Genomic DNA, 13,420 nt, shown 5'->3' on the forward strand with positions numbered 1-13,420 from the left:
TAAATATCAGAGAGTAGGTAATCTGTTTCAAGACCGATTTAAAAGTGAACCAGTAAAATAGTGCAAAGATATATTCATCAGAATCCAGTCAAAGCGGGACTTGTAAAATGCGTTGAAGAATATAAATGGAGCAGTTTTCACGAATATATAAACCAAGCAGATTTAATAGATGTAGATTTTCTACTTGAAATGATGAGCGACGAAACAGAAAAGGCAATACAAAAGTTTATCAAATATACCAATGATATGAGTGAGCATGAATGCTTAGATATTGATGATCAAGCCAAGCAGCGCACTAGAGACGAAGAAGCAAGAGTTATAATCAAGAAGGTATGTAACTTAAAAAATGCGATAGATTTACAGCAACTTGATTGTCAAACAAGAAATACGTACTTAAGAATGCTTAAGCAGAAATATAACTTATCGATTCGGCAAATCGAAAGACTCACCGGCATTAATAGAGGTATTGTTTTAAAAGCATGAAAAGGGTGTCAACAACCGTCCCCTTTACGATCTGAATCTTTCAATGATATGTATAGAAGTGAATTGAAACAACGCAAAGGGTCATAAGAAACTGAAAACTTTTTACCCATATCACAATTAGGGGGTTGAGGTTTTGCTTTTGCGGCTTACTAGGCCGGATGGTGAGAATTCAACTCCTAGTTGAATTCTCTGGATATGTCTGCAACTACTGTTTGGTGGACTTTAACGGCAGGCGAAGATACAATGATATTGTTAATGCTGATATTATTGAAAAGGAAGAGAAATTATGCTTAACGATAACCAGATTGGGCGACGTATTGCCTTGTTGCGAAAGGAAAGAGGATATACTCAAGAACAAATCAGCTTCATTTTGAATGTTACCCCGCAAGCGGTTTCTAAATGGGAAAAAGGTAATGCTTTGCCAGATACCTCATTGCTGCCGCTCTTAGCGAAGACGCTCGGGATATCAATTGATCGTTTGCTGACAGGAGGTAGCATAATGGAAAAAACAAGCCCGTATGATGGGGAATATAAAAAAGAAGAATATTATTGGGGACTACAACATTCTTTACTTGCTGAGCGAATTGTAGAGATCATGCAAGATGATAAGGCCAACAAGCGTTTATTAGATATTGGCAGCGGGGAAGGGCGGGATGCCATCTATTTTGCCAAATGTGGCTTCCAGGTAGATGCGTTAGAAATTTCAAATCCTGGCGTCGAAAAAATCAGGCAGTATAGTCAGTCGTCAGGCTATGATGTTAATGTTCTTCATAGTGATATGATCGGATATGAGCTCAAGGCTTCTTATGACGTAATTTATTCTCATGGGTCACTTCAATTTTTGCCGCTGGATCAACGGAAAAATCATTTTGAAAAATATAAGCGTCATACATGCGTTGGTGGACTTAACGCACATTTGATCTTTGTTGAAAAGCCGTTTATCAAAATTGCACCTGACTGGGAAAAAGACGAGTTTTTCTATCTATCTGGTGATTTGGCTAGGTATTATCATGACTGGGAGATACTTCGGTGTGATGAGCAAATTATAGACTGCAACTCGGCAGGTATATCCCACCAGCATGCGGTGCATAGCATAATTGCTAGAAAAATAGAAGCATAAATAATGCAAATTGCCTCTGAGGTCTAACCTGATAAAAGTAGCACGATAAGCGATAGAAGTATTAGCGTAATGCTGATACTTTTTTTGTACATACTAAAATAGGAACCTGCCATGTAATGGAACTAATTTTTAGGGGTGATTTCATGGACAAAAATCCCAATAGATTGATATATGAGAAGAGTTTTTATCTGCTCCAGCATGCCTAAAATCCAGTAAATTGGCACCCATAGGGTGATGAGGCATTTGAAAAGGCGAAACGAGAAGATAAGCCAGTATTCTTCAGCAGTGGCTATAGTTGCTGCCATTGGTGGCGAGTTCGTAATCGACACCAAAATTTTGCTTTTAAGATCAAACGGGAAGAACCGTACCATGGTTATTTTCATTCGTAGCCGTTGAAGTGTCTGAGCATTTCAATAAACTTTTCAAGTTGGTAATCATCCCATTTTGAAGTGCGTTCATAGAATATGAATTCTTTCTCTTTCAAGGCATCTGTAGTCTTTTGTAGTCCAAGTTCAGTCAAAGATAACAGTGCGCCTCGACGGTCACTAGGAGACGGTTCACTCTTTACGTAACCTAGACGCTTGAGATGATTGACAAGACGACTGACAGAGCTACGATCCATAGCTGTTGATTCTGCTAAAACTGTGGCACTTGTTGGACCGAATGAGAAAAGCCAACGCACAATAAGAAAAGCTGCTGGTTGTAATGCTGAATCGAAACGCACTGCAGTTCTGACATTGAGTGCATGTGAGGCACTAATAAGTGCATTTAACTGTTGGCCGAGCTCCAGTTCCAACTGTACTCTCGTAGTATTTTTGTATTGAGTATTATTCTCCATAGTTTACCTCATTTCAGTGTAGTTATAGGCATAGAAAATATACTTGACATATATCAAATAATTAGCGTATAGTTGATATATGTCAACTATATTTTTTCGTCTTGTATTTGTCAAGCAATGAGATATTATTATGACATTTAACAAAAGTTGATTGTCGATAAATAATATGAGCTGACAATCAATTAAAAGAATACTAAGGAGGATTGTTATGCCAACTTACCCAATTGTTGTAATTACTGGTGCCACTAGTGGTCTTGGACAACTAGTGGCAATTGAACTAGCAAAGCGTGACACTCATCTTGTATTAACCGCCAGGAGCAAGAATCGAGCTGAAACGACTAGAAAAATAATAAAAGATTTTGCGCCAAAAACAGAAATAGACTTTTTTTTCGGAGACCTGTCATTAATGGAAGATGTCAGGCGAGTCGGAAATGAGATTAAAGCCGCATATCCAAAGATTAATGCACTAGTAAATAATGCAGGATTGCATGCCTTTGAGCAGCGGATAACATCCGAGGGCTTTGCAGAAATGATAGCCGTGAACTATTTGGCACCATGGTTATTGACACATACATTACAGCAATCTTTAGTGAAGTCGGGAAATGCAAGGATTGTCAATGTTGCTTCTGAGGCATCACGCAACCATGGTGAACTTAAGCTGCCCGAGGATTTGACCAATACATCTACTTTTACTGCTAGAGGTTCGTCTGCGCTTTATGGAAAAACTAAACTATTTGAAATTATGTTTACTAGGGAACTTGCACGTCAACTTTCTGGGACTGGAGTCACTGTTAATGCACTAAATCCGGGTTTTAATGTAACAGGTCTCGGACGTGAGCTCTGGTTTGCATCTATACTTGAACGCATCTTGAAATTTTTGCATATCGGAGATCCACGTAAAGGAGCTGAAATTATTATTCGTTTAGTTGTAGAGCCACAATACCATGGGGTGACTGGTGAGTATTTCAACGTTGGCACAGGCGCACCTATTGTGCCTGTATACCCTGGCGGAGATATCACCATGCAAAATAAACTGTGGAATGTTACGAAAGAATTGTTGCAACAAAGAGGTTTTATAAAATGAAGAGATATAAACAAGCAAAGCAATCAAATAAACAGTATATCCATTTATTAATTGAAGGAGTGCATAATTCTACGGAGAGAAATTACAAGCTCTTGTTTACTTTTTAGTAGGTTGTCAGGGTACTTTTTAGGCATATTATTGTAACCTCTGACTGGAGACTGTTAGTAGCTGTCAGGTTTGGGTGGTTCTCATTTGCTTGCTTTCTCAGTGGCATGTAATGGAATGTAATGAAACTAATTTTTAGGGGTGATTTCATGGACAAAAAGATCATGGTAGTTGCTTTGACCATATAATTTGATATAATATAATAGTTAAGTGATGTTAACTAATTTTAGAGAAGGATTTCAAATGATATTATCAGATATTTTTATAAAACTTAGAGAAGTTATATTTGAGGTAGCGCAAACTTATAGAGAAGCTAATTCTATGCCCGATTTGCCCAATTTAACTGTGAAGCAATATTACTATCTTGATGTTATAAGTCGGATGAATAATCCTACATATAGTAAAATAGCGGAAAAATTTAAAGTCACCAAACCGGCAGTCACTGCCCTTGTAAACAGACTTATTAACTTAGGCTATCTGGGAAGAGTACAATCAGAAGAGGATCGGCGGGTTTATTATATTTGGATTAGTGATAAAGGCAAAAAATTGATTGAAATTAATAATAATGCAGCGAATGCTTATGCCAGATATGTTGAAGGTTGCCTTACAAAAGATGAGCTAGAAAGCTATGCCCAAATATTAGAAAAAATAATTGCAAATTATACGTCGAAAAAAGCTTAGTATTTTTTATAAAAATAGTTAATTTAGTTAAATTAATTAATCGGAGGAATCTATCATGAAAAAAATCCCTATGTGTTTTCCAGTTGTCGCACAAGATGGTATTAATTATCTCATCGGTAAATACCTTGCAAACAGTCAGATCAGTTGTGTTTTAAGGCTTAAAGGAAAGATTAATGAGACAATGTTGAAACAAGCCGTTCGTTTATCCTTAGATGTTGAGCCAATTCTGGGGTGTCGTCTTATAGAAAATGACAATAACCCTGTTTGGGAACTACGTGACGATCTTGACGAGATTGAATTGTGCTCTGTTATTGAAACCGATGCAGTTGATGTAGAATTGCAAAAAATTATTGGCGCTCGTTATGAGTTTGTCAGCGATTGTCAGGTAAAAGTGAGAGTACTAAGGGCCGAATCAGATATAATTTGTGTGAAAATTAATCATGCATGTTCAGATGCGGGAGGACTCAAGCAGTACCTGAATCTATTAACATCTATTTATGATTTACTATTCGAAGGGCAGCAGTATGTCGTTCAATCCAGATCATCTTATAGTCGTGGTCAGGATCAGATTTTACGTATTCCTAATGTTGCTAACATAGTTGGTGAAATAGCAAAAACTGGGGTTAATCCTAGTCGCCCTACGGTAGCATTTCCTTGCAATCCAGGTGAGAATAAAGAACAAGCATTTATACTGAAAAAATTGTACCTAGTTGATAAAATTGCTGACTACGCCCGAAAAAATGATGCCACGGTTAACGATGTTCTTTTAACTGCCTTTAATAGGGCTCTCTCTAAAATGGCGAAGATAGAAAATAAGACTATATCCGTATATATAACTATGGATTTGCGAAGATATTTAACTGATCGTAAAACAGAAACGATTTGTAATCTTTCGGCAATGCTGCCTGTTATGATTAGTAATGATTCGACTGAATCATTTGACGCAACATTATCAAAGTTAGTGATAGAAACCAGGAAATTAAAGAGTAATAATTCGGGAATAAAAAGCGCATATTTATTGGAAATGGCTCATGCGAAATTAAGTTTTAAGGATGGCAGTATTCGTTTTCAGCAGCGCCGAAAACAAACTTCTATGACCCAATTGTGTATTCCGACTTTTTCAAACGTTGGAATTATCGCGAAGGAAACAATGAAGTTTGGGTTATTAGAAGTTGCCGAATGTTATATAGTAGGACCAGCAGCATTTTCACCTGATTTTGGGATGGTGGCTAGTACCTATAAGAACACTATAACCTTAGCCGTGAACTTTTTTCAGTCGACAATGCAAAAAGAGACGATAGAACAATTTATTGATGCGATGTTAAATGAACTTCCCACTTATTGATATCAGTACAACATCAAATGAGCGATTTCTAACATCAATTTCTATTATCTGATATGAAAATAACCTTAGTAATGATTTGACAGAAAAAATACTAGACCCTGATGTTTATGAAAGAATATATCGGGTCATGAAAAGGATAGGTCCAATTATTGCAGTTGAAAATACTCTGCCCGATAATAGTCCGTAGGCTATTCTTAGTTGTGCTTAAATTAAATAATAGGATGTTACTTTGATTTACGTGCCATTGATGTCATGTCTGTAAAAGTAATATTTTTGTTTTGCGAATAGCTAATCCCAAGCCTCTTATAGGTAACAATAAAACAGCTTAGATCTTTGCCAAATGGCGGTCTAAGCTGTTTTATTGAATTTAAATGGAATTCGAGTATCTTGTTAATCTCTCTGAGAGTGAGCCAGCATTTGTTGGCGAGACTCCTATCAGTTAATTCTAGTGATACAGATGATGCACCCACTATTCCTAAAAATATTAAAAGATCCCTTTCTTTAAAATCAAATATATGGTAACATGTACATAAGTTCTTAATGTGCACAAAAGTACTTGGTTTATTTTCGGAGGTCTTATGAAAGAAAGCAAAAATGAACGAAACAGGTTACTTATTAAAGTATGTCAACTTTACTATGAGGACGGATTAAATCAACAAGATATTGCTAATCGGCTTGGCATCTCACGTCCCCATGTAAGTCGGATGCTCACAGCGGCTAAAAAGGAAGGTATCGTTCAGATTTCAATTAAGAATCCTTACTCTCTGGAACAGCGTGTTGAAAAATTACTAATTGATACGTTTGGTATTCGTGATGCCGTTGTTGTTGACGCACCTTATACCGACGAACAGAGCTTTACTCTTCAGCTAGGAAGAACTGGAGCATTACTTATGGAGTCAATCTTAAAAGATAATGATGTTGTGGGAATAATGGCAGGGCGGGCTATTTCAGCCATTGGTGCAGAGGTGGATTATTTTGCTAGAAGTAATTTGCAATTTGTTCCTTTAGTTGGTGGGTGGGGTTCTGAGGGTGGTATCTGGCATGCTAATTCCAATACGATGATTCTTGCTGATAAGTTAAAATCTAAATACTGGTTACTACATGCACCAGCCATTGTAACAAATGAAGAACTGGGAGGACTTCTAAAAAAGGAGGCTGGGGTTGAAAAAGTTCTAAATATGGCAAAATGCTGTGATGTAGCTGTTGTAGGTATTGGCGATGTATCTGAAAAAGCGACTATCGTACAATCTGGCAATTTCAATCCGATGGATCTGGAGAGGGTTCGCAATAGCGGAGCAGTTGCCAATATTTGCGCTTCCTTTCTCGATTCAATGGGGAAGACAATTGATTCTACAATGGAAAATAAAATGTTGGGGCTAGCAGCTCAAGAACTACGTGGTATCCGAAATGTGATTGGAATTGCAGGAGGGAAAGATAAGGTGGAGGCGATAACTGCAGTACTTCGCGGTAAATGGATTGATATTCTGGTTACAGATATGGTAACGGCACAATCTGTTCTAGACTTTCATACGAAAAATATAAAATAAGAAAGGAAGAGGAGCTTGAGTATAGCAGGATATTATGGTAATTATGGGGGATCCTTTATTCCGGAAATTTTATATCCAGCATTCAATGAATTAAATCATGATTTTGATAAGATTAAAAAAGATCCTGTTTTTTGGCATGAATATTGTGAAATGCTGGCAGGATTTTCTGGACGCCCCACACCCTTAACTTATGCCAATAGGCTGACAGATCATTTTGGTAAGGCGAAAATTTATATCAAACGCGAAGATTTGAATCATTCTGGTGCTCATAAGATTAATAACGCTCTAGGTCAAGGTTTGTTAGCAAAACGAATGAATAAAACCCGAGTCATTGCTGAAACGGGTGCTGGTCAACATGGTGTGGCAACAGCTATAGTCGCTGCTAAGCTAGGGCTTCAAGCTACTATCTATATGGGACGGGAAGATATGGAACGGCAATATGCCAACGTGTTTTGGATGAAGCGACTTGGAGCTGAGATTGTTCCGGTTGATTACGGTTCTTGTACACTAAAAGACGCTATAAATGCAGCACTTCGCGACTGGGTTTCCAGTTTTGAGACTACCCATTATTTGCTGGGTACTGCCTCAGGCGCACATCCTTTCCCTGAGATGGTGGCTTTTTTTCAATCTATCATTGGTATCGAAGCAAAAGAACAAATTCTACGTTTGGAGGGACGGCTACCAAGTCACGTTTATGCCTGCGTCGGCGGCGGTTCAAATGCCCTGGGTATTTTTCAATCATTTCTGCCTAACAGAGAAGTAGAACTTGTTGGCGTGGAGGCAGGCGGAAAAGGGCAAGCTTCAGGGCAGCATGCCACCCGTCTTGCATATGGGGAGGGAAAACCAGGTATTGCACAAGGTTACAAGACTTATTTTTTGCAAGATAATGACGGACAAATGTGTGATACCTATAGCATTGCTGCAGGTCTTGATTATACAGGTATCTCACCAATATTTGCAGACTTGTTTGAAAAGGGGCGAGTACGCTTTGAGGCCGCTACTGATGATGAGGTGATAGAGGCTCTTCAACTTGTAATGAATCAGGAGGGAATTATTCCAGCTCTTGAGTCTACCCATGCTTTTGCAGGTGCCTTTAAGGATATTGTAAATACTTCAGCATCTGATATTTATATTATCAATATGTCTGGACGGGGAGATAAAGATATTTTTAATATAGCGGAGGGATTGAAAGATGGTGAGTGGAAAAAATTTATCGGTCGAAAATACAAACAATATGAGTAAACTCGCCGAAGAAATTGTTGGCAAAAAAAAACAAAAAGACATTTTATTGATGACTCATCAAATATTAGGCTATCCTGATTTCGAAACCAATTATAACATGATTCGTCTGTTTGTAGAGTGCGGTGTGGATCTGATTGAGCTACAACTTCCTTTCTCTGAACCCATTGCTGACGGTCCTATTTTTTTAAAGGCAAATCAAGAAGCCTTGCAACGTGGAACAACCATAGAACAATGCCTACAGTTTGCCCGCAGAGTAACTGCGGAATTCAATATTCCCTTCATTTTCATGACCTACTACAATATTTTGTATCAGTATGGAGTAGATGAATTCGTTGCAACCAGCAAATCAATTGGTATTCGTGGCTTGATCGTGCCAGATGCCTATCCTGAAGAAAGCTGTGACTATATGGATTCGTGTAAAAAGTATGAGGTTGATCCTATATTGCTAGTTACTCCTTATACCCCGGATGAGCGCCTTGGCTATTTGTCGAGAAAAACAGGTGGATTGTTGTATTGTGTGGCGAGAAAAGGAGTTACTGGCGGGAAAACAGATTTCAATAACAATACGACAACCTTTTTGTCTCGCTGTTGCCAGTATGCCTCTACACCTATTGGCGTAGGTTTTGGTATTCAACATAAAAATGACGTCCAGTTTCTCATTGGAAAAAGTGATATCGCTATTATAGGAAGTAAATTGTTAGAGGTACTTGAAGAAGAGGGTCTTGCTGGTGTTAAAACCTTTTTATATAGTTTACAACAGAAATTTGAGTGATCGATACAGCGGTCAATCTTATTTAATATATCGATTAGATTTCTATATAACGAGGCCGGAGATACTGGATAATTTTAGAATGGTGTAAAAAATAGACGTTGGTCAATTTTAAAATGTACCCTATAGAGTAGACAATGAAAAAAAGTCTACGCTATATACTGAAGAAAAGAAAATAGAAATGATGAAGTTGAAATGAGTATTAAGCTTTTTACAGAGAAAGAAATTTGATTATTATCAAAAAATCCATACATAAAAAACATTAGTGTCAAGGCTATCACCTACACCGATGAATTTAAACGAATTTTTATAGCCGAAAGTGAAAAAGGTAAACCTTCTAGAGTAGTGTCGAAGGGGACAGTTCTGCTGACATAGTTAATAATATTAAATTTCCATTAGCAAACTGGCGTGGCTATCATTTCCACGTCAGTTTTCTACTATATTGGAGATAATAAAACTTAAGTTTAGTTGCATCTTGAGGAGGTCTCTTATGGAAAAGATAGCAAACCGTCTCATAAACGAAAAATCTCCGTATTTGCTCCAACATGCCTACAACCCAGTAGATTGGTACCCTTGGTGCGATGAAGCATTTGAAAAGGTGAGGCGGGAAGACAAGCCTGTGTTTTTAAGTGTCGGCTATAGTACATGCCATTGGTGCCATGTCCATAAAAGTAACAATTATTAATGGCAGGAATTTTGCAAAACTTGACAAAAGAAATAATTAGTGATATTTTAGTACTGAAAGGTCAGTATTAAAATATTGTTAGGTGATGTAATGATAAGAAAAAATATACCCGACGCAAAAAATAGAATTTTACAAGCTGCAATTCAAGTATTTGCTGAAAAGAGCTTTGAAGGTTCAAGGGTTGACGAAATTGCGCAAGAAGCGAATGTACCAAAATCAGTAATTTATTATCACTTCAAAAGCAAAGATGAAATTTTAGAAGTGCTGATTCAGAACTTTCTTCAAGGCTATCTTAATTTGCTAGCAATGGATGAAACCGATACACATCAAAAAAGGGTTGAGCAATTAACCGAACGATTTGAGACGCGGTATTCAAAATTTGAAGAAAATAATGCGGACATAATTCGTATTATTATGATTGAATCTCTAAAAAAATCAAATGAAAAACCCGTTATTTTTAAGATGGTTGAAGCCATGATCGAAAAGGAGATTGCGCTTCATCATTGGAGTAATGATGAAAAACATGAACGGCTAGTTGCTGAGTTTTTCACACGTTTCATTCCTACCTATGCTTATACCTGTTTTCGTGAATCATGGATGAAGTATTTTGATATTGAAAAAGAAGGCTTGGATAAACTTTTCGCTAAGATCTTTATGGCGACTCATGGAGCGTATCATAAATACCATGAGTAATCTTTTTAAGATTTTAATACTGAATGGTCAGTATTAAAATGACTGTTAAATGTATTTGGTTTAATAGTTTAAGGGGGAAATTTAAATGATAACTTTTATATTAACGTTAAGTGCACTAATGGTTATATCAAGTATGTATATACTTATTCCGCTTATAAATCAACTATCGGAAATTTTTAATTCGCCTAGTTATTTGACTGCATCTGTTAATAGTATATTTTCTTTATTTTATGCAATAGGTTTTTTGTTCTTTGGACCATTATCCGAAAAATATGGAAAAAAACAAGTGATAGTTTTTGGGATGTTTCTTTTATCAATAGTTACTTTAATTGCTGGATCTTCTAAATCAATTGAGTTTTTATTTGTGTGTCGAGCATTTCAAGGCTTTGTAGCTGCATCGTTTGCTCCAGCCGCATTTGCTTATATTTTTGAATTTTTTTCTAGTGAGAAGAGAATGGTTGCAACAACTTGGATAACAACCGGATTTCTTGCGGCTGGGATTATTGGACAAATCATTAGTTCAGTGTTAATACAGATTTTTAGTTGGGAGTATGTTTTTTGGATATTTGCCTTGGCTTATGCTATTCTTTCCTTAATGAATAACCAAGTCTTAATTTCTAGCTCCGTAGGGAAAAAAGCAGGTCGTGAGGGGATTGCAAAGATAGTAAGGCGGTTAATTCAAAATAATTCATTGGTTAAAGCCTATGCCATCGGATTTACTCTTTTATTATCCTATGTAGCGTTGTACTCTTCGATCGGTAATTATTTAAGCACTGTACTACATTTTTCCAAAAGTGAGATTTTCAATATTAGGGCTATTGGCATTATAGGAATGTCAGGATCACTTTTGGTGCGTCCTCTAACTAGTAAGTATAATCTTAGCAAGAGTGTGGCTTTAGGAATCAGTATTATGATCATCAGCGTGACTTTTCCTATAATCATAGCAACTAAGGAAGTAATCATACTTTCTTTGATATGTTTCGTTGCAGGAATATCCGTAACGATTCCGTGCTTAATCGCGCTTGTGGGTCAACTGGCAGGTAGTGATAGTGGTTTGGCTGTTACAGGATATACGTTCATCACATTTGTTGGAGCTAGTGTGGGGCCGTTTATTGCGAATGCAGGGGAGTTTAAATTAGTTATCATAGTTTTGGTAAGTATTTTATGTATTGCATTAGTGACAGCGTTAAAAATTGAAGATACTAAATTGCAATTGCAGCATACCAACCCTATATAACAACACACAATGCTGGATAAGATAGTCGTTTATTTATAAAGTTGCTAAACTGAAAAATTTGGAGATGGTACATGATGAAAGTTATTGGTATTAATGGGAGCCCTCGTAAAGACGGTAATACGGATATATTAATTCAAACAGTGTTTAGTGAACTGAATCGGCAGGGAATTGATACTGAAATGATTTCATTATCCGGTAAAAATATAAGGGGTTGTACCGCTTGTCGAGCTTGTATGAAGCTAAAGAATAAGCAATGCATTATGACAGATGACTTTTTCAATGTTTGTTTGGAAAAAATGATCGCCGCAGATGGAATTATTCTTGGCTCACCCGTATACTCCGCAGGAATAACTTCACAGATAAAGGCATTAATTGATCGGGCTAGTATTGTGTTAGCAGCTAATAGAGGGCTACTAAAATATAAGGTTGGAGCCTCAGTAATTGCTGTTCGCCGTGGTGGCGCGACTAGCGCTTTTGATACTTTAAATCATTTTTTACATAGTAAAGAAATGTTTCTCGTAGGCTCAACTTACTGGAATATGGCTTATGGCAATTCGATTGGTGAAGTGGAGCAAGACCAAGAAGGTATAGCCAATATGAAAAATATTGGAGAAAATATGGCTTGGTTATTAAAAAAAATTCATGGTAGTTCATGAACGTAGCTAATTGAAAAGTTGGAAGAAATGAAATTCTCATAGAATTATGCCTGTGTAATCTAATTTGATGACGGACAACCTAACCAAATAAAATTATTGATTGAAAGTCGTACACTTAATCCAGAAATTTGGTCCAGCGGGTAATCCTAAAGCAGTATCTACCCCAATATGAGAGCGTAAATCGGTAAGCAACGTGCTTGGATTAACAGTTTGCCCTAATTTTTGTTGAGATTCTGTACGTGGACTTTGTACAGACTTCGCACGATATATTTCAAGTGATACCTGTTCTTCAATAGCGATTCGGCAAATGGCTCGTATATATACCTATTGAATTCGCCCTCTGCAAGCATTTCATGGGCATTCGTAGGAACATTTGCTGTTGTATAGCCGCCAGAAGGTTTTCTTCGTTGTTCTGATGAACTCAAGCAACCTGTCTTGAGATTTGACGCAAATGTAATATCGCTTCCGTCAATGATTGCTTGCTCTAGGAGTCTAGGATATTGTTTAATACCATACTCATTCAATCGAGTACTTAAATATACCTTGTTTCGATCAAGATCATACTGCAACTACTATTTGGCGAATTGTGCAAGGTATAGTTAATTATTGATTGTTGCATTTTTAACAATGGTAAATATATAAAAATTAGTAGATTTTACTTTATACTGTGTAAACCATTCCAATAAAGGACAACCTAACCATATAAATTATCAGGAGGAGTTATTCATGGAAAATAAAACCTACTACGACCCCAAAACCAAAAATCACGGCATCCACAGCCAAAATACCAATAAACCCAACCGCTTAATTCACGAAAAATCTCCATATTTACTCCAACATGCCAATAATCCAGTAGATTGGTATCTATGGGGAGCAGAAACGTTTCAGAAAGCACAGCGTGAGAATCGGCCTGTATTTTTGTCCGTAGGCTATTC

Annotated in this window: 14 protein-coding genes and 2 pseudogenes; 15 read left to right on the top strand and 1 reads right to left on the bottom strand. The window is 37.1% G+C overall.

The annotated features are described in order from the left end of the window. The first annotated feature begins 60 nt into the window (after nt 1–60). The 3 genes and pseudogenes from LMF89_RS23775 to LMF89_RS23785 all read left to right on the top strand — a co-directional run. Nucleotides 61–483 carry a hypothetical protein gene (locus LMF89_RS23775; protein ID WP_229537306.1) on the top strand — a complete coding sequence of 141 codons (423 nt, stop codon included), beginning with the start codon at nt 61–63 and terminating at the stop codon, nt 481–483. A 286-nt stretch (nt 484–769) separates the two neighbouring features. Continuing rightward, entirely contained in the window at nt 770–1,603 is an 834-nt protein-coding gene (locus tag LMF89_RS23780) for a helix-turn-helix domain-containing protein (protein WP_229537308.1), read from the top strand. A gap of 242 nt (nt 1,604–1,845) precedes the next feature. After that, a pseudogene (locus tag LMF89_RS23785) lies at nt 1,846–1,992 on the top strand (DUF255 domain-containing protein); the annotation flags it as partial. Here LMF89_RS23785 and LMF89_RS23790 read toward each other — a convergent pair. Continuing rightward, nucleotides 1,983–2,441 carry a MarR family winged helix-turn-helix transcriptional regulator gene (locus LMF89_RS23790; protein WP_229537309.1) on the bottom strand — a complete coding sequence of 153 codons (459 nt, stop codon included), beginning with the start codon at nt 2,439–2,441 and terminating at the stop codon, nt 1,983–1,985. The pseudogene LMF89_RS23785 and the gene LMF89_RS23790 sit on opposite strands and share 10 nt — an antisense overlap. Nucleotides 2,442–2,649: 208 nt before the next feature. Between LMF89_RS23790 and LMF89_RS23795 the strand changes: the two genes are divergently transcribed. From LMF89_RS23795 to LMF89_RS23850, 12 genes and pseudogenes are all read left to right on the top strand, one after another. Continuing rightward, nucleotides 2,650–3,525: an SDR family NAD(P)-dependent oxidoreductase gene (locus LMF89_RS23795; protein WP_229537310.1), complete on the top strand. Its 876-nt coding sequence runs from the start codon at nt 2,650–2,652 to the stop codon at nt 3,523–3,525. Nucleotides 3,526–3,873: 348 nt separating this feature from the next. Further along, nucleotides 3,874–4,311 carry a MarR family winged helix-turn-helix transcriptional regulator gene (locus LMF89_RS23800; protein ID WP_229537311.1) on the top strand — a complete coding sequence of 146 codons (438 nt, stop codon included), beginning with the start codon at nt 3,874–3,876 and terminating at the stop codon, nt 4,309–4,311. 55 nt (nt 4,312–4,366) lie between these two features. Then, entirely contained in the window at nt 4,367–5,656 is a 1,290-nt protein-coding gene (locus tag LMF89_RS23805; RefSeq protein WP_229537313.1) for a hypothetical protein, read from the top strand. A 578-nt stretch (nt 5,657–6,234) separates the two neighbouring features. Beyond that, nucleotides 6,235–7,203, top strand: a complete 969-nt coding sequence (locus LMF89_RS23810; RefSeq protein ID WP_229537315.1) for a sugar-binding transcriptional regulator — start codon at nt 6,235–6,237, stop codon at nt 7,201–7,203. Between the two features lie 15 nt (nt 7,204–7,218). After that, nucleotides 7,219–8,445 carry a tryptophan synthase subunit beta gene (gene trpB, locus LMF89_RS23815; protein ID WP_229537316.1) on the top strand — a complete coding sequence of 409 codons (1,227 nt, stop codon included), beginning with the start codon at nt 7,219–7,221 and terminating at the stop codon, nt 8,443–8,445. Continuing rightward, entirely contained in the window at nt 8,396–9,217 is an 822-nt protein-coding gene (trpA, locus tag LMF89_RS23820; protein WP_229537317.1) for a tryptophan synthase subunit alpha, read from the top strand. Before trpB ends, trpA begins: the two co-directional genes overlap by 50 nt. Before the next feature lie 192 nt (nt 9,218–9,409). Next, nucleotides 9,410–9,562: pseudogene (locus LMF89_RS23825) on the top strand (IS3 family transposase); the annotation flags it as partial. Between the two features lie 142 nt (nt 9,563–9,704). Next, nucleotides 9,705–9,899, top strand: coding sequence for a DUF255 domain-containing protein (locus LMF89_RS23830; RefSeq protein ID WP_229537319.1), 195 nt, complete (start codon nt 9,705–9,707; stop codon nt 9,897–9,899). Between the two features lie 90 nt (nt 9,900–9,989). Then, on the top strand, nt 9,990–10,592 hold the full coding sequence (locus LMF89_RS23835) for a TetR/AcrR family transcriptional regulator (RefSeq protein ID WP_229537321.1): 603 nt from the start codon (nt 9,990–9,992) through the stop codon (nt 10,590–10,592). Nucleotides 10,593–10,677: 85 nt separating this feature from the next. Next, complete coding sequence (locus LMF89_RS23840; RefSeq protein WP_229537323.1) at nt 10,678–11,829, top strand: MFS transporter; 1,152 nt, start codon at nt 10,678–10,680, stop codon at nt 11,827–11,829. A gap of 71 nt (nt 11,830–11,900) precedes the next feature. After that, on the top strand, nt 11,901–12,485 hold the full coding sequence (locus tag LMF89_RS23845) for a flavodoxin family protein (RefSeq protein WP_229537324.1): 585 nt from the start codon (nt 11,901–11,903) through the stop codon (nt 12,483–12,485). 726 nt (nt 12,486–13,211) lie between these two features. Further along, nucleotides 13,212–13,420, top strand: a 209-nt coding sequence (locus tag LMF89_RS23850; protein WP_229537326.1) for a DUF255 domain-containing protein, incomplete at its 3' end; no start/stop codon positions are given.

Origin of the sequence: Pelosinus baikalensis (assembly GCF_020819555.1) — a bacterium.
Classification (GTDB): Bacteria; Bacillota; Negativicutes; order DSM-13327; family DSM-13327; genus Pelosinus; species Pelosinus baikalensis.